We start from the raw sequence: 24,057 nt of genomic DNA on the forward strand, positions 1-24,057 counted from the left end.
GGGCCGAACCCGGGAGCTCAGCTCCTGGCGAGCTCCGGTTCGGCCGGTTCGGCCTCCGGCAGTCCGCCGTGGGTGTCCTGGCCGAAGTAGGCGACGCCGACCGCCGCGACCACCGCGAGCAGGAAGCCGGCCACGCCGAGCCAGCCCAGCCCGGCCTTGGAGGAGTCGCCGAGCCAGAGCACGCCGACCGCGCCGGGCAGCACCGTCTCGCCGACCACCAGGGCGGCGGTGGCACCGTTCACCGAGCCGATCTGCAGGGCCACGGTGTGCACGTACATCCCGCCGATGCCGCCGACCAGGATCGCGTACAGGGCCGGGTCGGAGAGCAGCGCGCCGAGGTCGAACGGCTCCACGCCGTTGAGGATGCGCACGCCGACGCCGAGCGCGCCGAAGCCGAGGCCGGAGAGCAGACCGGCGACGATCGCGCCGTTGGAGCCCATCCGGCGCACCAGCAGGGCGCCGCCGACCAGCAGCACGGTGGTGACCGCCAGCAGCCACCAGTGGAACGCCATCGCGGCGTGGTGGCCGCCCTCGGGCCCGGCGGAGACCGCGAGCAGCACCAGCGCCGAGCAGAGCACGCCGATCGAGGCCCACTCCAGCTGCTTGAGCCGGATGCCGAGCAGCTTGATCGAGAGCACCGCGGTGATCACCAGGTTGGCGCTGATGATCGTCTGGGAGAGGAACAGCGGCAGCAGCCGGGCGGCCAGCGCCCCGAGCCCGAAGCCGATGAAGTCCAGCACCGTGCCGAGGATGAACTCCCAGGTCACGGCGGCCTTGGCGGTGGAGGCGAGGCTGGGCCCGCCGTGCGCGGTGGTGCCGGCGGAGCCACCGCCCTTGGCGGCCTCCTCGCGGGCGGAGCGCCGGGAGCCGACCGCCTGCAGGACCGAACCGGTGCCGTAGCAGGCGGAGGCCGCCACGGCGGTGACGAGGCCGATCAACACGCGGAGCTCCGATCAGGGGGTGGTGCGGATGGTCAAGAGAAGGTCATGGCGGGGCGGTACGGCCCCTACTATGCCCGGTCGCGCGGTACGGTCGGGACGCCTGCCCGGGCGGCCTGCCCGGTCCGGTTTCCGCCGGGAGGTACGCGCGGGGCCGGTGACCGGGTTCCCGTCCCGGGGGCGCCTCAGGGGCGGCCGGTCGGAAGATCATCCCGCAGGAGGGGGCCCACCCCGGCGGACGGTGGGGGTGCCCGGCCGCGCGGTGCCCGGCCGGTATGCCGGTGAGCGGGGCCGTTCGGGGTAGCGTCGAGATATGAGAACCCTTGCACGACGACGTTCCCGGGGCGCCGGGCCGCTGGCACTGGTGTCGGCGCTGCTCGGGCTGCTGCTCCTGCTGGCACCGGCGGCCTCGGCGGCCGGCGGTCTCGACGACGCGGCCGCGACGCTCAAGCAGGGCCGGGTGTACGTCGACCCGGCGATGGCGGGCCGGTTCGGCCAGGGCCAGGCCGACGCCCTGACCGAGAAGATCCGCGAGGCGGACAAGCCGATCTTCGTGGCGGTCGTCCCGGCCGCCGATCCGTACGGCGCCAGGACGGTCTTCGAGGACCTGCGCACCAAGGTCGGCATCACCGGCACCTACGCGGTCTGGCGCGGCGACCAGTTCCAGGCCCGCTCCGACAAGGCCGCGCTGCCCAGCGCCAGCGCCGAGCGGATCGCCGGCGCCGCCTTCCGCTCGCACCCCGGCGACATCGACGCCACCCTGAACGACTTCGTCGACACCGCCGCCCCGCAGATCAAGGGGCACGCGGTGAACAGCGACAAGGGCGGGGTCTCCACCGCCGCGGTGGTCGTCCCGCTGGCTCTGCTGGCGCTCGCCGGCACCGGCGTCTTCCTGCTGTTCCGGCGGGCCAAGCGGCGCAAGGAGGAGCAGCGCCGGGCCGAGCTGGCGCAGCTGCGCCAGGTGGTCGACGAGGACATCACCGCCTACGGCGAGGAGCTGGACCGGCTCGACTTCGCCCCCTCCGCGCCGGACGCCGACGACGTGCAGCGCGGCGACTACACCCACGCCCTGGACTCGTACGAGAAGGCCAAGCGGCTGATGGACGAGGCCAGGGGGCCGGAGGACGTGCGGCCGGTCACCGAGGCGCTGGAGGACGGCCGGTTCGCGCTGGCCACCCTGGCGGCCCGGCGGGAGAAGCGGCCGCTGCCCGAGCGCCGCCCGCCGTGCTTCTTCGACCCCCGGCACGGCCCCTCCGTGGTGGACGCCGAGTGGTCCCCGGCGGGCGGGGCGGCGCGCTCCGTGCCGGTCTGCCGGGCCGACGCGGACCGGCTGGCCACCGGCCTGGCCCCGGACGTCCGGACCGTCCCGACCGAGCACGGCCCGCAGCCGTACTGGAACGCTGGCCCGGCCTACGGCCCCTGGGCCGGCGGCTACTTCGGCGGCTTCGGCGGCGGCGGCCTGCTGCCGGGGCTGCTGGTCGGCACCATGCTCGGCTCGATGATGGCCACCCCGGCGTACGCGGCCGGCCCGGTCGACGCGGGCTCCGGCTACGACGGCGGCGACTACTCCGGCGCCGACTACAACTCCTCCGACTTCGGTGGCGGCTTCGACGGCGGCGGCGGTGGGGACTTCGGTGGCGGCGGCGACTTCGGTGGCGGTTTCTGACCCTGTCCCGCACCCCCGGTCGATGCGATGATCGGCCCACGGCCCCCGCCGGGCGACCGGCGGGGGCCGTGGTGTGTCGGGGACATCGTGTGCCGGGGCGTCGTCGGAGGGGGCGGGGAAATGGCACCGGACCGTGCACTGGCGGAGCCGTGGCTACGGGCGGGGGAGGAACTGCTCGGGCTGGTCGAGGTCCGGCTGAGCGCGCTGGTCCTGCGGCCCCCGAAGCCGTACCGGCAGCGCGGGCGCGACGTGGACACCGGGGCGGAGATCGCGCTGAACCACGGTCTCGACGTCCTGGACCCCGAGGGCCTGGTGGTCCTGGCGGGTCTGACCGTCGCCCTGGTCGGCGGGCGGCTGTTCACGCCCCCGGTGCGGGGCGGCTGGGAGAGCACCGCGGGCCGGTTCGCCGCCGCGGCCCGCGAGGCCGAGCTCTCCCGCACCTCGGAAACCTTCGGCTGCGTGCTGCTCGCCGTCACCGACCGCCGGACGCTGCTGCTCAAGCGGCGCGGCGCGCTGGGGACGGACCACCTGGTCGACCTCGGCCCGTTCCGGTTGCGCGGCCCGGGTGCCGCGCGTCGGCGGCGCGGCCGTCCCCGACGGGTGGGGCTGCGGTTCACGGACGGGTCGACGGTGGCCGTGCGGGTGGCGCCGGAGCGGCTCAAGGCGCTGGCCGGACTGGCCTTCCTGAGCGGGAGGGGTTGAGAACGAAACCCGCTGGGGCAGGCTGTCGGACATGACCTCCGCCCCGCGTCCCGTCCTGCCCGTCCTGCCCGGTCGGCCGTGCTCGATCGCCGCCGCGCTGCACGTGGTGGGGGAGAAGTGGGCGCTGCTCGCGGTGCGGGAGCTGTTCTACGGCAACCACCGCTTCGACCGGATCGCCCGGAACACCGGAGCCCCGCGCGACCGGCTCACCGCGCGGCTGCGGACGCTGGAGGAGGCGGGCGTGGTCGAGCGGCGGGCCTACAGCGAGCGGCCCCCGCGGTACGAGTACCACCTGACCGAGGCCGGCCGCGACCTCGCCCCGCTCACCCAGGCGCTGCTCGCCTGGGGCGACCGCTGGGTGCTGCCCGAGGCGCCGGTGGTCTTCGAGCACCGGCCCGAGGGGCACCCGCCGCACCCGTACGACCCGCGGTGGGTCTGCCGGACCTGCGGCGAGCCGGGGCGCGGCGGCGGGCTGCGGGCCGGGATCCGCAGCCCGGGCTGGACCGCCGAGGGCCCCGCCGGCCCGTGACGCGCGCCGCCGTCCGGGCGGATAGGGTCGGGGGCATGCACGGTCGCGACGCCCACAGTGACGAGCCGGTCCGGGTCACGGCCTGGGTGCGCGGCAGGGTCCAGCAGGTCGGCTTCCGCTGGTGGACCAGGGCACGGGCGCTGGAGATCGGCCTGACCGGCTACGCGAGCAACCTCGGCGACGGCCGGGTGCAGGTGGTCGCCGAGGGCCTCGCCGCGGACTGCGAGCGGCTGCTCGCCCTGCTCAGGGGCCCGGACACCCCGGGCCGGGTCAGCGGGGTGACCGAGATCTGGACCGCCGTCGGGTCCGGCTACGGGACCTTCGAGATCCGCTGAGGGCGCCTGCCGCAACGGCCCCCGGGGGGCCGTGCGGAAATCGATCGGCAACCGGCGGTGTCGTACGGTTGCCATCCGGGCAGACTCGTGGTTGACTCCGCATCGAACGATGATCCACGAGCATGTGGTGGACCCCCCTTCGTGACCGCCCGGCGTGACGACACCGCCAGGCAGGTGACAGGGGCGCGGTAGCGTGCGGTGATCGTGTTGACCCGTACCGTCTTTGGTGAGACGCTGGAAGCCCGCGCACACGATCGCGTCATCCCGGTAGGCACATGCCCCCGCGAGCGCAGCTCACGGTGGTCGTGTCGTAGTGCCCAGCCAGCACTGCCGGTGCGCGCCGCGCGTGCGTCCCCCTTCCCCCTAGACCTGTACCGTTCCGGTTCGGTCACTCAGCGTGGAGGACCATTCATCATGGCAAAGGCGCTTCTCGGGTACGTCGGCGGCCCCGACCCGCGAATGCTCTCCGAGATGCGACGGCTGCAGCAGCGCGTCCAGGATCTCGAAGCCGAGCTCCTTCGGATGCAGGCTGAGAACGACGCTCTCACCGCTGTCGCCGGCGAGCACTCGCTGCTCAACAGCATCGATCTGGACCAGCGGGAGCCGGCTCTCACCTGAGTCCCGCCCGATCCCCCGATCGACGCCGCTGTGCACTGAGCCGCCCCGAAAGGGACGCAGCTTGCAAGGGACGCCCCGCGTGGCGTCCCTTCGTCGTGTCCGGACGTCGTCGTGTCCGGGGATCGCCGTGTCCGGGCGCCGGTCGCCGGGCCGCCGGGGGATACAGTCGCCGCTGGAGCCCCTGGCGAGCGAGGTGAGGAGACCGGCGCGTGCACCTGAAGAGTCTGACCCTGCGCGGGTTCAAGTCCTTCGCCTCCGCCACCACCCTCCGCTTCGAACCCGGCATCACCTGCGTGGTCGGACCCAACGGCTCCGGCAAGTCCAACGTCGTCGACGCGCTCTCCTGGGTGATGGGCGAGCAGGGGGCCAAGTCGCTGCGCGGCGGCAAGATGGAGGACGTCATCTTCGCCGGGACCAGCGGGCGCGCCCCGCTCGGCCGCGCCGAGGTCAGCCTCACCATCGACAACACCGACGGCGCCCTGCCGATCGAGTACTCCGAGGTGACCATCACCCGGACGATGTTCCGCAACGGCGGCAGCGAGTACGCGCTCAACGGCGACACCTGCCGCCTGCTCGACATCCAGGAGCTGCTCTCCGACTCCGGCATCGGCCGGGAGATGCACGTCATCGTCGGCCAGGGCCGGCTCGACTCCGTCCTGCAGGCCGATCCGATGGGCCGGCGCGCCTTCATCGAGGAGGCGGCCGGCGTCCTCAAGCACCGCAAGCGCAAGGAGAAGGCGCTGCGCAAGCTGGACGCGATGCAGGTCAACCTCAACCGCGTCCAGGACCTGGTGGCCGAGCTGCGCCGCCAGCTCGGTCCGCTCGGCCGGCAGGCCCGGATCGCCCGGCGCGCCGCCGGCATCCAGGCCGACCTGCGCGACGCCCGGCTGCGGCTGCTCGCGGACGACCTGCTCGCGCTGCGCACCGCCGTCGAGGCGGAGATCGCCGACGAACTGGCCCTGCGGCTGCGCCGCTCCACCGTCGAGCAGGAACTCGGCCACGCCATCCGGCGCGAAGCCGTGCTGGAGGCGCAGGTCCAGCAGCTCGGCCCGGGCCTGGAGGCCGCCCGGCAGACCTGGTACCGGCTCTCCGCGCTGGCCGAACGCACCCGCGGCACCATCGGGCTGGCCGAGGCGAAGGCCCGGCACGCCGCCACCGGCGGGCGGACCGAGGAGCGGCCCGGCCGGGACCCGGAGGAGCTGGAGCGCGAGGCCGGGCGGGTCCGGGAGGAGGAGGCCGCGCTGGCCGAGGCCCTGGAGCAGGCCCGGGAGGCGCTCGACGAGGCCGTCGAGGCCAGGACGGAACTGGAACGCGCCCTCGCCGCCGAGGAGCGCCGGCTCAAGGACGCCGCCCGGGCCATCGCCGACCGCCGCGAGGGGCTGGCCCGGCTCCAGGGGCAGGCCGCCGCCGCCCGCTCCAAGGCCGCCGCCGCCGAGGCCGAGACCGGCCGGCTCGCCGAGGCCCGCGACGAGGCGCTGCTGCGGGCCGAGGCCGCCCGGCAGGAGTACGAGGAACTGCGCGCCCGGGTCGGCGACGGCAGTGCGGACGGCGAGCGGGCCGACACCGCGCACGACAGCGCCCGGGAGCGGCTCGCCGCCGTCGAGCAGGAGCTCACCGCCGCGCGCGAGGCCGCCGGCGCCGCCGAGCGCGAACGGGCCGCGCTGACCGCCCGGCACGAGGCGCTGGCGCTCGGCCTGCGCCGCAAGGACGGCAGCGGCGCGCTGCTCGCCGCCGGGGACCGGCTGACCGGACTGCTCGGACCGGCCGCCGCACTGCTGCGCTCGGCCCCCGGCCACGAGACCGCCGTCGCCGCCGCCCTGGGCGCCGCCGCCGACGCGGTGGCCGTCGACTCGCCCGGCTCCGCCGCCGAGGCGCTGCGGCTGCTGCGCAAGGAGGACGCCGGCCGGGCCGCCCTGCTGATCGCCGACGCCCCCGAACCGGCCGGACCGGCGGGGGAGTTGCCGCCCGGCGCCCGCTGGGCCGCCGACCTCGTCGACGGACCGGCCGCGCTGCGGGCCGCCGCCGACCGGCTGCTGGCCGGCGTCGCGGTGGTCGACACCCTCGACCAGGCCCTCGCCCTGGTCGCCGCGCACCCCGCGCTGAGCGCCGTCACCGCCGACGGCGACCGGCTCGGCTCCGGCTTCGCGCACGGCGGCTCCGGCGCCGCCCCCAGCCTGCTGGAGACCCAGGCCGCGGTGGACGAGGCCGCCCGGGCGATCGCCGAACTCGACGTCCACTGCGCCGAGTCGGCCGGGCGACTGGCCGAACTCACCGAACGGCGCCGGGAGTCGGCCGCCGAACTGGAGCAACTCGCCGTCCGGCGGCGGCAGCTGGAACGCGAACGGGCCGAGGTGGCGGGCACCCTGGGCCGGCTCGGCGGACAGGCCCGGGCCGCCGCCGGCGAGGCCGAACGGCTGACCGCGGCCGCCGGCCGCGCCGAGGACGGCCTGGCCCAGCTGCTCGCCACCGCCGAGGAGCTGGCCGAGCGGCTGGAGGTCGCCGAGGAGACGGCCGCCGACGGGGAGGACGAGCCGGACGCCGCCGAACAGCAGCGGCTGGCCGGGGCCGCCACCGCCGCCCGGCAGAGCGAACTGGAGGCCCGGCTCGCGGTGCGCACCCACGAGGAGCGGGTCCGCGCCCTGGCCGGCCGGGCCGACCAGCTGGACCGGGCCGCCCGCGCCGAGCGCGAGGCGCGCGCCCGGGCCGCCGAGCGCCGCCGGCGCGCCGAGCACGACGCCGCCGTCGCGGGCGCCGTCGCCGCGGGCGCCCGGCAGCTGCTCGCCTGCCTGGAGGTGTCGCTGGCCCGCGCGGACGCCGAACGGGCCGCCGTCGAGCAGGCGCGGACGGGGCGCGAGGCGGAGCTGAAGGAGCACCGCGAGCAGGGGCGCGCGCTCAAGGACGAGCTGGACAAGCTGGTCGACGCCGGCCACCGCGACGAGGTGCTGCGGGCCGAGAAGCGGCTGCGGATCGAGCAGCTGGAGGGCCGGGCGCTGGAGGAGTTCGGCATCGAGGGCTCCGAGCTGCTGGCCTCCTACGGGCCGGACCGGCCGGTTCCCCCGTCCACGCCGGAGGAGGGGCAGGAGCCGGGCGAGCCGCGGCCCTACGTCCGCGCCGAGCAGGAGCAGCGGCTGCGCGCGGCCGAGCGGGCGTACCAGCAGCTGGGCAAGGTCAACCCGCTGGCGCTGGAGGAGTTCGCCGCGCTGGAGGAGCGCCACACCTTCCTCGGCGAGCAGCTGGACGACCTCAAGCGCAGCCGGCGCGACCTGCTCGACATCGTCAGGGACGTCGACCAGCGGGTCGAGCAGCTGTTCACCGCGGCCTACCACGACACCGCCGCCCAGTTCGAGGGCGTGTTCTCCCGGCTCTTCCCGGGCGGCGAGGGCCGGCTGGTGCTCACCGACCCGGAGTCCATGCTGACCACCGGCGTCGAGGTGGAGGCCCGCCCGCCCGGCAAGAAGGTCAAGCGGCTGTCGCTGCTCTCCGGCGGCGAGCGCTCGCTGACCGCGGTGGCGCTGCTGGTCTCGATCTTCAAGGCCCGGCCCAGCCCGTTCTACGTCATGGACGAGGTGGAGGCGGCGCTGGACGAGACCAACCTGCGCCGGCTGATCGCGATCATGGAGGAGCTGCGGGAGAGCTCCCAGCTGATCGTGATCACCCACCAGAAGCTGACCATGGAGTCCGCCGACGCCCTGTACGGGGTGACCATGAAGGGCGACGGCATCTCGCAGGTGATCAGCCAGCGGCTGCGGGAGGACCGGAAGGAACGGCGGCCCTGACCGGTTCCGGATCCATCCGGCGGCCTGCGGTCCGCGCGGACCGGTGTCGCGGATACTGGTTGGGTTATGGAATACGTGATTCTTGCCGTAGTCATCGCGGTGATCGCCGTAGGCGCGATCGCCGGACTCGTCGTTTCCGGCAGACGACGCCAGCAGCTGCCCCCGAAGTCGCAGGCGCCCGTCATCACGGCGCCCCCGACCCCGCGCGAGCCCGCCGTCGGCGAGGAGGCCGCGCCGCCCACCGAGGAACCGCGCCGCACCGTCGAGGAGGTGGAGCTCCCGGCCGCCCCCGAGGAGGTGGAGGAGGCCGCGCCCGCCGAGCCGGCGGCCCCCGCCATCGAGGTCCCCGAGCCCACCGCCGGCCGTCTGGTCCGGCTGCGCTCGCGGCTCTCCCGTTCGCAGAACTCGCTCGGCAAGGGCCTGCTCTCGCTGCTCTCCCGCGAGCACCTCGACGAGGACACCTGGGAGGAGATCGAGGAGACCCTGCTGACCGCCGACGTCGGCGTGGCCCCCACCCAGGAGCTGGTCGAGCGGCTGCGCACCCGGGTCAAGGTGCTCGGCACCCGCACCCCGGACGAGCTGCGCAGCCTGCTGCGCGAGGAGCTCGTCGAGCTGATCGGCAAGGACGCCGACCGCACCGTGCACTCCACCAAGCACGAGGAGGGCCCCGCGGTCGTCCTGGTCGTCGGTGTCAACGGCGTCGGCAAGACCACCACCACCGGCAAGCTGGCCCGGGTGCTGGTCGCCGACGGCCGTACGGTGGTGCTCGGCGCGGCCGACACCTTCCGTGCCGCCGCCGCCGACCAGCTGCAGACCTGGGGCGAGCGGGTCGGCGCGCGCACCGTGCGCGGGCCCGAGGGCGGCGACCCGGCGTCGATCGCCTTCGACGCGGTCAAGGAGGGCATCGCCGAGGGTGCGGACACCGTGCTGGTGGACACCGCCGGGCGTCTGCACACCAAGACCGGCCTGATGGACGAGCTGGGCAAGGTCAAGCGGGTCGTCGAGAAGCACGGCCCGGTGGACGAGGTGCTGCTGGTGCTGGACGCCACCACCGGTCAGAACGGGCTCATCCAGGCCCGGGTCTTCGCCGAGGTGGTCGACATCACCGGCATCGTGCTGACCAAGCTGGACGGCACGGCCAAGGGCGGCATCGTCGTCGCCGTCCAGCGCGAGCTGGGCGTGCCGGTCAAGCTGATCGGCCTCGGCGAGGGTGCCGACGACCTGGCGCCGTTCGAGCCGGGCGCGTTCGTGGACGCGCTGATCGGGGACTGAGCACCGCCCGGTGCCACCGGTGAAGGGTCCGCTCCCGCAAGGGGCGGGCCCTTCGGCGTTCCCGCCGGGGCGACCGGCGACTCAAGCGATCCAGGCGGGTTCGCGGGTGCGTTCGCGGCCGCGGTGGCAGGCGTAGGCGAGGGTGCCGAGCAGCAGGCGGGCCTCGGGCGGGCAGCCGGCGTTGTCGCGGGTGGGGCGGCGCAGCCAGCGGACCGGGCCGAGCCCGGCGAGCACGGTGGGCGGCGCGGCGACGAAGCTGCCCTCGCCGTGGCAGGTGAGGTCGAGCGCGGCGTCGTCCCAGCCCATCCGGTAGAGCAGGTCCGGCAGCCGGCGGGCGGTGCCGGGCGCGACCAGGAACTGCAGCCGCCCGGTGGGCGAGGAGAGCACCGGGCCGACCTGGGTGCCCATCCGCTCCAGCCGGACCAGCGCCTGCAGGCCGGCCGACTCGGGGACGTCGAGGACGTCGAAGGCGCGTCCGGTGGGGAACAGCACCGAGACCTCGCTGCCGGGGCGGGCGGCCGGTCCGGCGCCGGGGACGGGGTGCAGGCCGGGGGCGGCGCAGCGCGGCGTGCCGCAGTGGCAGCGGTCCGGGGTGCCGGCCGTGCGGGCGGGCTCGCCGACGACGACGGCCCAGCCCCAGCGGCCGGTGTACTCCGCGGCGGCCTGGCGAGCGGTGGCGCGGGTGCGGCGGCGCGCTCCCAGCGGTGACAGCCGCAGGTGCCCCAGTCGAAGTTCGCCGAACAGGTTCTCCATGCCTCCCCCAACAGGTTCTCGTTGCCGATGGTTACGGGATGGTGACTGTGTGTTGCTTTTTCTGTGCGTGGTGCGTGGTGCGGTAGCGGCGCGCAGCGCGCGGTGTGCGCCAGTTGCCCTGGTGCGCCCCGAGCGCCGCCTTGTGGTCGGCGGCGTCGATGCCGGATCGTCTGTGCGCGGGAGGGTCGTCGGTCGGTGCGGGTGCGAAATCCGCCCGTGGCGGCGGCGGTTCGCCTGAAAAGCCGGGTACCGTCGGGGACTTGGCGGCCTGCATATGCCGGGCCGCCGGGACTTCCCAGTGAACCGCCTGCGGGCTGGGTTCGGTTCACTCATGGGGGTGGCGAAAGGTGGCGTTTCGCCAGGGCCGCTCCCCGGGGCGGTGCGCGGGCGTTACGTTCAGCACACGGACCTCGTCGGCGAGTCCGCTTCCGGCCATGGCGGGCCGGGAGTTGGTGAACTGACGGTCCGTCTGTGGCGGCAGCGCCGCAGTCCGGTACGAAACACGTCTGGCAAGAGCCCGCAACCGTCGGGCGGTCACGATCGGGGCCCCGGGGGCCCGGGCGGGATGGGGACGGACCCATGGCAGAGAAGCAACCCAACGAGAAGCTGACCACGTGGTTCGCCCGTAGCGGCTGGTCCAAGGGGGAGTTGGCCCGCCAGGTCAACCGCCGGGCCCGGCAGATCGGGGCCCACCACGTCTCCACGGACACCTCGCGGGTGCGGCGCTGGCTCGACGGCGAACAGCCGCGCGAGCCGATCCCGAAGATCATGTCCGAACTGTTCTCCGAGCGGTTCGGCTCGGTGGTCTCCATCGAGGACCTCGGCCTGCGCGCCGCCGTGCCGGTCTCCACCGTCGGCGGCGGCGTCGACCTGCCGTGGAGCGCGCCGCAGACCGTCCAGCTGATCAGCGACTACTCGCGCAGCGACCTCATGCTCAACCGGCGCGGCTTCCTGGGCACCTCGCTCGCCCTGACCGCCGGCGCCGCGCTGATCGAGCCGATGCAGCGCTGGCTGGCGCCCGGCCCGACCGGCACCCCCACCCCGATCCTCACCGCGGCCAACGGCGGCGAGCCGTTCACCGGCCGGCTCTCCGAGCCCGAGCTGGAACTGCTCGAGCAGACCACCGTCATGTTCCGGCAGTGGGACGCGCAGAACGGCGGCGGACTGCGCCGCAAGGCCGTGGTCGGCCAGCTCCACGAGGTCACCGACCTGCTCCAGGAGACCTACCCCGAGGCGACCACCAAGCGGCTGTTCCGGCTCACCGCCGAGCTGGCGCACCTGGCCGGCTGGATGTCCTACGACGTCGGCATGCACCCGAGCGCGCAGAAGTACTACGTGCTGGCGCTGCACGCCGCCAAGGAGGCCGGCGACCGCCCGTTCGGCGCCCTGATCCTCACCGACATGAGCCGGCAGATGATCCACCTCAACCGGGGCGAGGACGCGCTGGAGCTGATCCACCTCGCCCAGTACGGCAGCCGTGACACCGCCACCCCGCGCCAGCAGTCCCTGCTGTACGCGATGGAGGCGCGGGCGTACGCCACGATCGGCGAGGTGAACCGGTGCGCCCGGGCGATCCGGCTGGCCGAGGACACCTTCACCGACATCCGCGAGGGCGACGCCGACCCGGACTGGCTGAAGTTCTTCTCGCCGGCCGAGCTGAACGCGGAGAACGCGCACTCCTTCCGCGACCTCGCCTACCACTCGGACAACGCCGAGCTGTACGCCTCGATGTCGGCGCCGGTGATGGAGCGCGCGGTCGACCTGTTCCGGCAGGACGGCGACCACGTCCGCTCGTACGCCTTCAACCTGGTCGGCATGGCCAGCGTGCACCTGCTGCAGAAGGAGCCGGAGCAGGCGGCGGTCTTCGCCGAGCAGGCGGTGGACATCGCCACCAAGGTCCGCTCCGAGCGGCTCAACTCGCGGGTCCGCAAGACCACCGAGGCCGCCGCCTCCCGCTTCAAGGGCGTGGACGCGGTCAGCCGGCTCAAGGAGCGGGTGGTCCAGGACATCCCCGAGTACGTCTCGGTGGTCTGAGCCCCACCGTGACACCCCTCACCGACCGTGCCGGCCGCCGACGGCACGGTCGGTGCCGTGTTCACGCGGGCGTAACCCCGCGGTCGCCCTCGTCACGGAGGTGAAACACCCGGCCGCATCGGCCGAAACCGGCCTTCGGCACGCTCCTGGTCAACGCCGACGCCCCGGGCGCAACGGGACAGCACCCGGGTGCGGATCGGCTTCCAGTCAGGAGGAGAGGCCGATGCCGGACGGTTTCAGCGCGGGCGACACCGCCTTCGTACTCATCAGTGCCGCCCTGGTCATGGTGATGACCCCGGGGCTGGCGTTCTTCTACGGGGGGATGGTCCGGGCCAAGAGCACCCTGAACATGCTGGCGATGAGCTTCCTGTCACTGGGCATCGTCAGCGTGCTGTGGGTCCTCTACGGCTACTCGCTCAGCTTCGGGCCCGACGCGGGCGCCGGCCTGATCGGCAACCTGGACTTCCTCGGGATGCGCGGCGTCGGCCTCACCGACCTCACCGGGACGATCCCGGTGACCGCCTTCTCCGCCTTCCAGCTGATGTTCGCGGTCATCACCCCGGCGCTGATCAGCGGGGCGATCGCGGACCGCGCGAGATTCGCGGCCTGGGGCCTGTTCGTGGCGCTCTGGGTGACCGTGGTGTACTTCCCGGTCGCCCACTGGGTGTTCTTCTTCGACGGCGGCCACGGCGGCTGGCTCGGCGACCGCAACGGTGTGATCGACTTCGCCGGCGGCACGGCCGTCCACATCAACGCCGGGGTCGCGGGCCTGGCGCTCTGCCTGGTGCTCGGCAAGCGGATCGGCTTCCGCAAGGACCCGATGCGCCCGCACTCGCTGCCGCTGGTGATGCTGGGCTCCGGGCTGCTCTGGTTCGGCTGGTTCGGCTTCAACGCCGGCTCGGCGCTGGCCGCCAACGGCGTGGCGGCGATGGCCCTGCTCAACACCCAGATCGCCACCGGCGCCGCGCTGGTCGGCTGGCTGGTCTACGAGAAGCTGCGGCACGGCGCGTTCACCACACTGGGCGCCGCCTCCGGCGCGGTGGCCGGACTGGTGGCCGTCACCCCGGCCTGCGGCTCGGTCTCCCCGCTCGGCGCGGTGGCGATCGGCCTGGTCGCCGGTGCCGTCTGCGCGGCCGCGATCAGCCTCAAGTACCGCTGGGGCTTCGACGACTCGCTCGACGTGGTCGGCGTGCACGCCGTCGGCGGGGCGATCGGCTCGCTGCTGGTCGGCCTGTTCGCGACCGGGACGGTCGGCCAGAGCGCCAAGGGCCTGTTCTACGGCGGCGGGTTCGGGCAGCTGGGCAAGCAGGCGATGGGCGTGGCGGTGGTCGCCGTCTACTCCTTCGTGCTCTCCTGGCTGCTGGCCAAGGCGGTCGACCGGGTGATCGGCTTCCGGGTCGCCGAGGAGGTCGAGCTGGCCGGCATCGACCAGGCCGAGCACGCGGAGTCCGCGTACGACTTCAGCGCGCTGGGCTCGGGTCTCGGCCGGACGGCCGCCCCGGCCGCGGCCCTGGTCGCCGCGGCGACGGCCGCCGTGCCCGCCCCCGTACCCACTGCCGTGCCGACGGCGAACAGCACCGAGAAGACCGAGGTGGACGCCCGATGAAGCTCATCACCGCCGTCATCAAGCCCTACCGCCTGGACGAGGTGAAGGCCGCCCTGCAGGCCTTCGGCGTGCACGGCCTGACCGTCTCCGAGGCCAGCGGCTACGGCCGGCAGCGCGGCCACACCGAGGTCTACCGGGGCGCGGAGTACACCGTGGACCTGGTGCCCAAGGTCAGAGTCGAGGTCCTGGCCGAGGACGAGGACGTCGAGCCGCTGATCGACGTCCTGGTCGACGCGGCCCGGACCGGCAAGATCGGCGACGGCAAGGTGTGGGCGGTGCCGGTCGACACGGCCGTGCGGGTCCGCACCGGCGAACGCGGCCCCGACGCCCTCTGAGGCCCGGGCGCATGGCCACCGCACCCGACGCCCCCGGGCCCGGCCCCGCCGCCGCGGCCCGGGCCCGGCTGCTCGCCGCTCCCGGCCCCGGCGGCCGGGAGCGCCGCGCCGCGCTGTCCGCGCTCACCGACGACTGGCTGGCCGGCCTGTTCGCCGAGGCCGGCGCCCCCGCCGGGGTCGCGGTGGTCGCGGTCGGCGGCTACGGGCGCGGCGAGCTCTCCCCGCGCAGCGACCTCGACGTCCTGCTGCTGCACGAGGGCCGGCTGGACCCGGCCCTGCCCGAGCGCCTCTGGTACCCGGTGTGGGACTCCGGGGCCTCGCTCGACCACGCGGTGCGCACCCCGGCCGAGGCCCGGTCGGTGGCCGCCGCCGACCTGAAGGCCCAGCTCGGGCTGCTGGACGCCCGGCACGTGGCGGGCGACCCGGCGCTCACCGCCGCGCTGCGCTCCGCCGTCCTCGCCGACTGGCGGGCGGGCGCCCCGCGCCGGCTGCCCGAGTTGCGCGAGCTGGGCCGGGAGCGCGCCGAGCGGCACGGCGAGCTGTCCTTCCTGCTGGAGCCCGACCTGAAGGAGGCCCGCGGCGGCCTGCGCGACGTCGTCGCGCTCGGCGCGATCGCCGCGAGCTGGCTGGCCGACGCGCCCCGGGAGGGTCTGGACGCCGCCGCGCTCCGGCTGGCGGACGTCCGGGACGCCCTGCACCTGGTCACCGGCCGGTCCACCGAGCGGCTCTCCCTCCAGGACCAGGACCAGGTCGCCGAGCGACTGGGCGTGCCGGACGCGGACGCCCTGCTGCGCCGGGTCTACCGGGCGGCGCGGACCGTGGCCTACGCCTCCGACCTCGCCTGGCGCTCGGTGGAGCGGGTGCTGGCCGCCCGCTCGGGCCGGGGCCGCCGACCGCACCGGCGCTTCCCGTTCGGAGGCCCGTTCGCCGGCCCCGGCCGGGGCGCGGTGGCCCGGGGAGCGGTGGAGCGCCGGCCGCTCGCCGAGGGCGTCGTCGAGCAGGACGGCGAGGCGGTGCTCGCCCAGGGCGTCCGCCCGGCCGCCGACCCGGTGCTGCCGCTGCGCGCCGCGGCCGCCGCCGCGCAGAACGGCCTCCCGCTCTCGCACGCGACGGTGCGCCGGCTGGCGGCGGAGTGCCGGCCGCTGCCGGTGCCCTGGCCGGACGAGGCGCGCGAGCAGCTGGTCACCCTGCTCGGCGCGGGCGAGGCCTGCCTGCCGGTCTGGGAGGCGCTGGAGTCGCAGGGGCTGGTCACCCGGCTGCTGCCGGACTGGGAATGGGTGCGCTGCCGGCCGCAGCGCAACGCGGTGCACCGCTGGACGGTCGACCGGCACCTGGTGGAGACCGCGGTGCGGGCCGCCGCGATGACCCGCCGGGTGGCCCGGCCGGACCTGCTGCTGGTCGCCGCGCTGCTGCACGACATCGGCAAGGGCCGGCCGGGTGACCACAGCGAGGCGGGCGAGGCGGTCGTCCGTGCCCTGGCCGCCCGGATGGGCTTCGACCCGGAGTCGGTGGAGACCCTGGCGGTGCTGGTCCGCCACCACCTGACCCTGGTGGACACCGCGACCCGGCGGGACCCGGACGACCCGGCCACCGTGGAGGCCGTCACCAAGGCGGTCGGCTCGGTGCCCCGGCTGGAGCTGCTGCGGGCGCTGACCGAGGCGGACGCGCTGGCCACCGGGCCGGCCGCGTGGAGCGGCTGGCGGGCTTCGCTGGTGGACGGCCTGACCGCCCGGGCCGCCGCCGTGCTGACCGGGGCGGGCGGCGGCCGGCCCGGCCCCGTCGAGGCCGAGCCGACCGCCGAGCAGGAGCGGCTGGCGGTGGAGGCGGCCAGGACCGGCGGCCCGGCGCTGTCGCTGTCGGCCCGCAGCGAGTCGGCCGCGGCCGGCACCGGGCCGATGGGTGTGCGGCTGCTGCTGGCCGTCCCGGACCGCCCGGGGCTGCTGGGCACCGTCGCCGGGGTGCTGGCCCTGCACCGGCTGGCGGTCCGCTCGGCGGGGCTGCGCGAGCTGGACCCGATCGGCGCCGGGCCGGTGCTGCTGCTCTCCTGGACGGTGGCCGCGGAGTTCGGTGAGCTTCCGGAGGCGGCGCGGCTGCGGGCGGACCTGCGCCGGGCGCTGGACGGCTCGCTGGACGTCGCCCGGCGGCTGGCCGAGCGGGACGCGGCGGCCCCGCGGCGGCGGGGCGTGCCCGCGCCGCCGCCGGTGGTCGTGGTGGCGCCGCCGGTGGCCTCGGCGAGCGCGACGGTACTGGAGGTGCGCGCGCACGACGCCCCCGGGCTGCTGCACCGGATCGGCCGGGCGCTGGACGGCGCCGGGGTGCGGGTGCGGACCGCGCACGTCTCCACGCTCGGCGCGGACGCCGTCGACGCCTTCTACCTGACCGACGCGGCGGGCCGCCCGCTCGGCGCGCGGAGGGCGGGGGAGGTGGCGGACGCGGTCCGGGCGGCGCTGGGCTGAGGCCGTTCGCGGGGCCGTCCGCGAGACCGCTCCCGAGGCCCGCCGGAGACCGGTCGAACCCGGGTGGAGACCGTCACCGGGGCGGACGGATACCCTTGGGGACGACGACCGTACTCACACCGATGCCGCAGAGGACCCGCGACGACGTGTTCGACACCCTTTCCGATCGCCTCGCAGCGACGTTCAAGAACCTCCGGGGCAAGGGCCGCCTCAGCGAGGCGGACATCGACGCCACCGCCCGCGAGATCCGCATCGCGCTGCTGGAGGCGGACGTCGCGCTGCCGGTCGTCCGGGCCTTCATCAAGCAGGTCAAGGACCGCGCGCTCGGCGTCGAGGTCTCCGGCGCGCTGAACCCGGCACAGCAGATCATCAAGATCGTCAACGAGGAGCTCATCGCCATCCTCGGTGGCGAGACCCGCCGGGTGCGGTTCGCCAAGAATGGCCCGACGGTGATCATGCTCGCCGGTCTCCAGGGTGCCGGTAAGACCACCCTCGCCGGCAAGCTCGGCCACTGGCTCAAGAAGCAGAAGCACACCCCGCTGCTGGTCGCCTGCGACCTCCAGCGCCCCAACGCCGTCAACCAGCTGCAGGTCGTCGCCGAGCGCGCGGGCGTCGCGTTCTACGGCCCCCAGCCGGGCAACGGCGTCGGCGACCCGGTCCAGGTGGCCCGGGACTCGATCGAGTACGCCAAGCAGAAGCAGCACGACGTCGTCATCGTCGACACCGCCGGCCGCCTGGGCATCGACGCCGAGCTGATGCAGCAGGCCGCCGACATCCGGGCCGCCGTCAACCCGGACGAGGTCCTGTTCGTCGTCGACGCGATGATCGGCCAGGACGCGGTCACCACCGCGCAGGCCTTCCTCGAGGGCGTCGACTTCACCGGTGTGGTGCTCTCCAAGCTCGACGGCGACGCCCGCGGCGGTGCCGCGCTCTCGGTCGCGCACGTCACCGGCCGGCAGATCATGTTCGCCTCCAACGGCGAGAAGGTCGACGACTTCGACGCCTTCCACCCGGACCGGATGGCCTCGCGCATCCTGGGCATGGGTGACGTCCTCTCGCTGATCGAGAAGGCCGAGCAGACCTTCTCGCAGGCCGAGGCCGAGAAGATCGCCGCCAAGCTGCGCGGCGGCCCGAAGCAGTTCACCCTGGACGACTTCCTGTCCCAGCTGGAGCAGGTCCAGAAGATGGGCTCGATCTCCAAGCTGCTGGGCATGCTGCCGGGGATGGGCCAGATCCGCGAGCAGATCAACAACATCGACGACAAGGACGTCAACCGCGTCGGCGCGATCATCAAGTCGATGACCCCCACCGAGCGCGCCGAGCCGGAGCTGATCAACGGCTCCCGGCGGGCCCGCATCGCCAAGGGCTCGGGCGTCCAGGTCGGCGAGGTGAAGAACCTGGTCGAGCGGTTCTTCGAGGCCCGCAAGATGATGTCGGCGATGGCCTCCGGCAAGGGCGTCCCCGGGATGCCGGGCATCCCGGGCATGGGCGGCGGCGGCAAGAAGTCCGCCAAGAAGGCCCCGGTCGCCAAGGGCAAGCGCAAGAGCGGCAACCCGCTGAAGCGGGCGCAGGAGGAGGCCGCGGCCGCCGAGCGCCGCGCGCTCGGTGGCGGTCAGGCGCCCGCCGAGGGCGGCGCGTTCGGCCTCGGCGCGGGCAAGGGCCCGGCCGACTTCGAGCTGCCCAAGGAGTTCAAGGACCTGCTGTAGCCGGTCCTGCCGCAGTCCCGCCGCCGTGCCGGCGGCCCCGCACGGTCCCGGAACGGGCCGCGGGAACGGCCTGCGGGAACGGCCCGCCACCCGGTTGTCCCCGGGCGGCGGGCCGTTCGCACGCCCGGTGGGCATTCGAGATGATGGTCCGATGCGAGTGACGATCAGGGCCCCGCGGGTCGGGGACGAGGCGGCGTACGCCGAGGCGGTCCGCCGGTCCGCCGAGCACATCGGCCGGTGGAACCCGGTGGAGCCGGACGCGCTGCCGGATCTGATGGAGCGCCAGGGGCCGTCCTTGCGGACCTACCTGATCGTGGACCGGGAGACCGGTGGACTGGTCGGCAAGGTCAACGTGGCCAACATCGTGATGGGCCGGTTCTGCAACGGCGCGCTCGGCTACGACTCGTTCCTGCCGTTCGCCGGCACCGGGCGGATGACCGAGGGCATGCGGCTGGTGCTGGACCGCTGCTTCGCCCCCCTGACGGAGGGCGGGCTCGGGCTGCACCGGCTGGAGATCAACGTCCAGCCCGACAACGACCGGTCGATCGCGCTGGCCAAGCGGCTGGGCTTCCGGCACGAGGGGTTCACCCCGCGGATGCTGTTCCTCCAGGGCTCCTGGCGGGACCACGAGCGGTTCGCGCTGACCGCCGAGGAGTGGCCGGCGCCGGCCGACGCGGAGGAACGGGACTGAGCGGGATTGATCGGGACCGAGCGGCGCCGCGCGGGGACGGGCGCCCCGTCCCGCGGGCGCCCCCCCCGGTCCCGCGTGCCCGGGCGGGGCGGCGTTGCGCTTGGAGGTGCCGAGCGGATGTCCGTATTGTCCGATGGGTGACTGATCCCGTGCCACCGCGCCAGACCCCCGACCAGCCGTGGCGATCCGAGGGCGCCCCGCCCCCGCCGCCCCCGCGGCGCAAGATGCCCGGCGGCTGGCTGGGTCTCGTCCTCACCGCCCTCGTGGTGTTCCTGATCAGCGACGTGCTGCTGTCCTTCTTCGGCCCCGGCGGCGCCACCACGATCTCCTACACCGAGTTCAACAACCAGCTGAACAAGGGCAACATCACCAAGATCTACTCCAAGGGCGACGCGATCGAGGGCACCCTCAAGAACGCCGAACCGAAGCCGGACGGCGGCAAGGGGACGTACACCGAGTTCGACACCCAGCGGCCGGTCTTCGCCGGGGACAACCTCTGGACCACCCTCCAGCAGCAGGGCGTCGAGGTCACCGCCGAACCGGTGGTCCAGCAGCGCAGCTTCCTCGCCAACCTGCTCATCTCGCTGGCCCCGATGCTGCTGCTGATCCTGGTCTGGGTGCTGCTCGCCCGGCGAATGGCCGGCGGGCTCGGCGGCGGGGCGCTCGGCCGCAAGGCCCCGCCCAAGCCGGTCGCCGAGGCCGGCCGTCGCACCACCTTCGCCGACGTGGCCGGCATCGACGAGGTCGAGGCCGAGCTCACCGAGGTGGTCGACTTCCTGAAGAACCCGGACCACTACCGCCGGCTCGGCGCCAAGATGCCGCGCGGCGTGCTGCTCAGCGGCCCGCCCGGCACCGGCAAGACCCTGCTGGCCCGGGCCGTCGCCGGCGAGGCGGACGTGCCGTTCTTCTCCGCCTCCGCCTCCGAGTTCATCGAGATGATCGTCGGCGTCGGCGCCAGCCGGGTGCGCGAGCTGTTCGCCGAGGCCCGCAAGGTCGCCCCGGCGATCATCTTCATCGACGAGATCGACACCATCGGCCGCCAGCGCGGCGGCGGCGGTGGCCTGGGCGGTCACGACGAGCGCGAGCAGACGCTCAACCAGATCCTCACCGAGATGGACGGCTTCACCGGCTCCGAGGGCGTCATCGTCATCGCCGCCACCAACCGGGCCGACGTGCTCGACCCGGCGCTGCTGCGCCCCGGCCGCTTCGACCGGCGGATCACCGTCAGCCCGCCGGACCGCGACGGCCGCGCGGCGATCCTGCGCATCCACGCCCGGCAGGTCCCGCTGGCCGGCGACGCCGACCTGAACCAGCTCGCCAAGGTCACCCCCGGGATGACCGGCGCCGAACTGGCCAACCTGGTCAACGAGGCCGCCCTGCTCGCGGTCAAGCGCCGCCAGGACGCGGTGAACGAGCGGGACCTCTCCGACGCGCTGGAGAAGGTCCAGCTCGGCGCCGTCCGGCCGCTGGTCATGCCGCAGGCCGAGCGGGAGCGGACGGCGTACCACGAGAGCGGCCACGCCCTGCTCGGCATGCTCCAGCCGGGCGCCGACCCGGTCCGCAAGATCACCATCGTGCCGCGCGGCCGCGCCCTCGGCGTCACCCTCTCCACCCCGGAGACCGACCGGTACTCCTACACCGAGCCCTACCTGCGCGGCCGGATCATCGGCGCGCTCGGCGGGATGGCCGCCGAGCAGGTGGTCTACGGGGTCATCACCACCGGCGCGGAGAGCGACCTGGAGCAGGTCACCAACATCGCCCGCGGCATGGCCGGGCGCTGGGGCATGAGCGAGCGGGTCGGCCGGCTCACCGCCGTCCCCTCCGACCCGCAGGGCGCGTACGGGCTCTCCGCGGCGCCGACCACGCTGGACGCGGTGGACGAGGAGGCCCGGCGGATCGTCGCGGAGTGCTACGAGGAGGCGGTGCGGCTGCTGACCGAGCAGCGGGCCCGGCTGGACGCGCTGGCGGCGGCGCTGCTGGAGGCGGAGACGCTGGACGAGGAGGCGGCCTACCGCGCGGCGGGGGTGCCCCGGAAGGCGCTCGACCAGGCCTGAGGGCCCGAAGGCCTGAGGCCGGGCGCCCGGGGTCGGGGGCCGGCGGGTCGGGGCCGGCGGGCCGGACGGCCGGATCGAGGGGCGCGTGCCTTGTCGGCGCGCGCCCCTCGGCCGTCGCGTGCCACGGCCGGGCCGATGCGCCGCCCGGCCCCGCGCGCGTCCGGCTCAGCGGGGCCGTTCGGCGATCAGGTAGCGGAAGACGTTGGTCATCCGCACCGCGCCGTCCGGCCGCAGGTAGGGCTGCAGCGACTCCTCCAGCTCCTTCGTCACCAGCGCCGGCCCGGAGAACTCCGCCGCCGCGTCGTACAGCCCGGTGGAGAGCAGCCCGCGCACCGCGCTCTCCAGGTCCGGGTAGGCGAACGGGCAGCCGACCCGGCCGCCGCCGGCCGGGCGCAGGCCGGTCCCGGCGAGCAGGTCCTCCAGCGCGCCGGGCGGGCTCAGCTCGAAGGGGTCGCGCGCCCCGCTGCGCCGGGCCATCCGCCGGGCGACGTCCAGCACGGCCGCGCTCTCGCAGCGCTCCCGCGGCCCCCAGGCGGCCAGCACCACGTGCCCGCCGGGCAGGACCAGCCGGGCCGCCCGGGCCACCGTCCGGCGCGGTTCGGCGCCCGTCGGCGGCTGCTCGAAAACGGTGACCAGCGAATAGGCCGAGCGGGCGACCTCCGGCTGCGGCCGGTGGTCCGCGCCGACCCGCAGCCGGCGCTCCCGGGCCAGCCCGCGCAGCTCGTCGTCGGGCTCGAGTCCGGCCACCTGCGCGCCCCGGCCGGCGGCCAGCAGCAGGGCGAGGCCGGAGCGGCAGCCCAGGCCCAGCACGCTGGTCGCCGGACCGACCTCCAGGCGGTCGTGGACGGCCTCGTAGAGCGGCACCAGCATCCGCTCCTGGATCTCCGCCCAGTCCCGTGCCCGGGCGGCGGCCCGCCCGGTGCCGGGGGGTGCTGCGGTCGTGCCGGTCACCCGCGCTGAAGCCATCGCGGCCTCCCATCCGGTCCTTCGGTGTGCTGCTCCGACCCCCCTCGACGTCCCGCCCCCACTCCAGCGAACAGCGGCTCGGGCCCGGCGTCCAGAGGGGTGGGGGGTGGTGCGCGCGTGTCGGGGGCGTGCGCCCCCGGCGGGTCGCCGGGCGGAACGGATTCGAAGTCCGGGGCCCGCTCCCCGTACGATTCGCCCATGGCTAAGGCACCCGTTCTCACCCCCCAGGCGGAAGACTTCCCGCGCTGGTACCAGGACCTCATCAACAAGGCCGAGCTGGCCGACAACGGTCCGGTGCGCGGCACCATGGTCATCCGACCGTACGGCTACGGTCTGTGGGAGCGGATGCAGCAGGAGATGGACGCCCGGATCAAGAAGGCCGGCGCCCAGAACGCCTACTTCCCGATGTTCATCCCGCAGTCCTACCTGACCAAGGAGGCGGAGCACGTCGAGGGCTTCGCCCCCGAGCTCGCGGTGGTCACGCACGGCGGCGGCAAGCAGCTGGACGAGCCGGTCGTGGTCCGGCCGACCTCCGAGACGATCATCAACGAGTACTTCTCGAAGTGGGTCCAGAGCCACCGGGACCTGCCCCTGCTGATCAACCAGTGGGCGAACGTGGTCCGCTGGGAGCTGCGCCCGCGCGTCTTCCTGCGCACCACCGAGTTCCTCTGGCAGGAGGGCCACACTGCCCACGCCACGTACGAGGACGCCCGTGACTACGCCTCGATGATCCACACCGAGGTCTACGGCGACTTCATGACCAACGTGCTCGGCATCGACGTCGTGCTCGGCCGCAAGACCGCCAAGGAGCGCTTCGCGGGCGCCATCAACACCCTCACCCTCGAGGGCATGATGGGCGACGGCAAGGCGCTGCAGATGGGCACCAGCCACGAGCTGGGCCAGAACTTCGCCAAGGCGTTCAACACCACCTACCAGCTGCAGGGCGCCGAGCGCGAGTACGTCTGGCAGACCTCCTGGGGCGTCTCGACCCGCATGGTCGGCGGCCTGATCATGTCCCACGGCGACGACAGCGGCCTGCGCGTCCCGCCGCGGCTGGCGGCCGTCCAGGCCGTCGTCCTCGCCATCAAGGGCGACGACGCGGTGATCGCCAAGGTCCGTGAGATCGGCGCCGCGCTGGAGTCCGCCGGCGTCCGCGTGGTCGTCGACGACCGCACCGACACCCCGTTCGGCCGCCGGGCCGTCGACTGGGAGCTCAAGGGCGTGCCGCTGCGGATCGAGGTCGGCCCGCGCGACCTGGAGAACGGCACCGCGATGCTGGCCCGCCGGATCCCGGGCGGCAAGGAGCCGGTCTCGATCGACTCCCTGGCGGCGACCCTCCCGGGGATCCTGGAGGAGGACCAGGCCCTGCTGCTGCGTCAGTCGCGCGAGCGCCGCGAGGCCCGCACGGTCGACGTCAAGACCATCGACGAGGCCGTCGAGGCCGCCTCCACCGGCTGGGGCCGGATCTCCTGGGCCGAGCTGGGCGCGGAGGGCGAGGCCAAGCTGGCCGAGCAGGGCGTCTCGGTGCGCTGCATCGTGGCCGCCGACGGTTCGGTCCCGCAGACGGACGACCAGGAGGGCAACGTCGCGCTCGTGGCGCGTGCCTACTGACCGTTCGGT

At 74.7% G+C, this 24,057-nt stretch carries 18 protein-coding genes; 15 read left to right on the plus strand and 3 right to left on the minus strand.

All coding sequences use genetic code 11. The annotated features are described in order from the left end of the window. Positions 1-17: 17 nt before the first annotated feature. Positions 18-941, minus strand: coding sequence for a DMT family protein (locus ABT238_RS23755; RefSeq protein ID WP_350568734.1), 924 nt, complete (start codon positions 939-941; stop codon positions 18-20). 310 nt (positions 942-1,251) lie between these two features. On the opposite strand from ABT238_RS23755, the gene ABT238_RS23760 reads away from it, so the two are divergent. The 7 genes from ABT238_RS23760 to ftsY all read left to right on the plus strand — a co-directional run bounded on the left by ABT238_RS23760 (position 1,252) and on the right by ftsY (position 9,836). Then, a complete protein-coding gene (locus ABT238_RS23760; protein WP_350785985.1) occupies positions 1,252-2,604 on the plus strand; it encodes a hypothetical protein in 1,353 nt (450 codons plus the stop codon). Between the two features lie 120 nt (positions 2,605-2,724). Next, the gene (locus tag ABT238_RS23765; protein WP_350785996.1) at positions 2,725-3,306 is read left to right on the plus strand and encodes a hypothetical protein; all 582 of its coding nucleotides are present in this window, start codon (positions 2,725-2,727) and stop codon (positions 3,304-3,306) included. Positions 3,307-3,337: 31 nt separating this feature from the next. Next, positions 3,338-3,835 carry a winged helix-turn-helix transcriptional regulator gene (locus tag ABT238_RS23770; protein WP_350786015.1) on the plus strand — a complete coding sequence of 166 codons (498 nt, stop codon included), beginning with the start codon at positions 3,338-3,340 and terminating at the stop codon, positions 3,833-3,835. 35 nt (positions 3,836-3,870) lie between these two features. Then, positions 3,871-4,170 (plus strand): acylphosphatase, encoded by a 300-nt coding sequence (locus ABT238_RS23775; RefSeq protein WP_350568729.1) that lies wholly within the window; start codon positions 3,871-3,873, stop codon positions 4,168-4,170. A 414-nt stretch (positions 4,171-4,584) separates the two neighbouring features. After that, complete coding sequence (locus ABT238_RS23780) at positions 4,585-4,788, plus strand: hypothetical protein (protein WP_270143783.1); 204 nt, start codon at positions 4,585-4,587, stop codon at positions 4,786-4,788. 209 nt (positions 4,789-4,997) lie between these two features. Further along, positions 4,998-8,564 (plus strand): chromosome segregation protein SMC, encoded by a 3,567-nt coding sequence (smc, locus tag ABT238_RS23785; RefSeq protein ID WP_350786059.1) that lies wholly within the window; start codon positions 4,998-5,000, stop codon positions 8,562-8,564. Between the two features lie 66 nt (positions 8,565-8,630). Next, a complete protein-coding gene (ftsY, locus tag ABT238_RS23790) occupies positions 8,631-9,836 on the plus strand; it encodes a signal recognition particle-docking protein FtsY (protein ID WP_350568726.1) in 1,206 nt (401 codons plus the stop codon). A gap of 81 nt (positions 9,837-9,917) precedes the next feature. Here the strand turns inward: ftsY and ABT238_RS23795 are convergent, their stop codons facing one another. Continuing rightward, the gene (locus ABT238_RS23795) at positions 9,918-10,589 is read right to left on the minus strand and encodes a bifunctional DNA primase/polymerase (protein WP_350568725.1); all 672 of its coding nucleotides are present in this window, start codon (positions 10,587-10,589) and stop codon (positions 9,918-9,920) included. A gap of 579 nt (positions 10,590-11,168) precedes the next feature. Here ABT238_RS23795 and nsdA point away from each other — a divergent pair. From nsdA to ftsH, 7 genes are all read left to right on the plus strand, one after another. Next, positions 11,169-12,623: a transcriptional repressor NsdA gene (gene nsdA / locus ABT238_RS23800; RefSeq protein ID WP_350568724.1), complete on the plus strand. Its 1,455-nt coding sequence runs from the start codon at positions 11,169-11,171 to the stop codon at positions 12,621-12,623. A 223-nt stretch (positions 12,624-12,846) separates the two neighbouring features. After that, entirely contained in the window at positions 12,847-14,229 is a 1,383-nt protein-coding gene (locus ABT238_RS23805) for an ammonium transporter (protein WP_350568723.1), read from the plus strand. Beyond that, a complete protein-coding gene (locus ABT238_RS23810; protein ID WP_350568722.1) occupies positions 14,226-14,564 on the plus strand; it encodes a P-II family nitrogen regulator in 339 nt (112 codons plus the stop codon). The genes ABT238_RS23805 and ABT238_RS23810 overlap by 4 nt, the downstream gene beginning before the upstream one ends. Before the next feature lie 11 nt (positions 14,565-14,575). Continuing rightward, positions 14,576-17,020: a [protein-PII] uridylyltransferase gene (locus tag ABT238_RS23815; RefSeq protein WP_350568721.1), complete on the plus strand. Its 2,445-nt coding sequence runs from the start codon at positions 14,576-14,578 to the stop codon at positions 17,018-17,020. Positions 17,021-17,166: 146 nt separating this feature from the next. Beyond that, positions 17,167-18,726 carry a signal recognition particle protein gene (gene ffh / locus ABT238_RS23820; protein WP_350568783.1) on the plus strand — a complete coding sequence of 520 codons (1,560 nt, stop codon included), beginning with the start codon at positions 17,167-17,169 and terminating at the stop codon, positions 18,724-18,726. Positions 18,727-18,877: 151 nt separating this feature from the next. After that, positions 18,878-19,417, plus strand: a complete 540-nt coding sequence (locus ABT238_RS23825) for a GNAT family N-acetyltransferase (RefSeq protein ID WP_350568720.1) — start codon at positions 18,878-18,880, stop codon at positions 19,415-19,417. Between the two features lie 137 nt (positions 19,418-19,554). Further along, positions 19,555-21,471, plus strand: coding sequence for an ATP-dependent zinc metalloprotease FtsH (ftsH, locus tag ABT238_RS23830; protein ID WP_350568719.1), 1,917 nt, complete (start codon positions 19,555-19,557; stop codon positions 21,469-21,471). Positions 21,472-21,636: 165 nt separating this feature from the next. On the opposite strand, the gene ABT238_RS23835 is transcribed toward ftsH, so the two are convergent. Further along, positions 21,637-22,437: a class I SAM-dependent methyltransferase gene (locus tag ABT238_RS23835; RefSeq protein WP_350568717.1), complete on the minus strand. Its 801-nt coding sequence runs from the start codon at positions 22,435-22,437 to the stop codon at positions 21,637-21,639. Positions 22,438-22,635: 198 nt separating this feature from the next. On the opposite strand from ABT238_RS23835, the gene proS reads away from it, so the two are divergent. Continuing rightward, positions 22,636-24,048: a proline--tRNA ligase gene (gene proS, locus ABT238_RS23840; protein WP_350786205.1), complete on the plus strand. Its 1,413-nt coding sequence runs from the start codon at positions 22,636-22,638 to the stop codon at positions 24,046-24,048. Positions 24,049-24,057 lie beyond the last annotated feature (9 nt).

It is taken from the genome of Kitasatospora sp. NPDC001527, assembly GCF_040298605.1.
In the GTDB taxonomy this organism is placed as follows: domain Bacteria; phylum Actinomycetota; class Actinomycetes; order Streptomycetales; family Streptomycetaceae; genus Kitasatospora.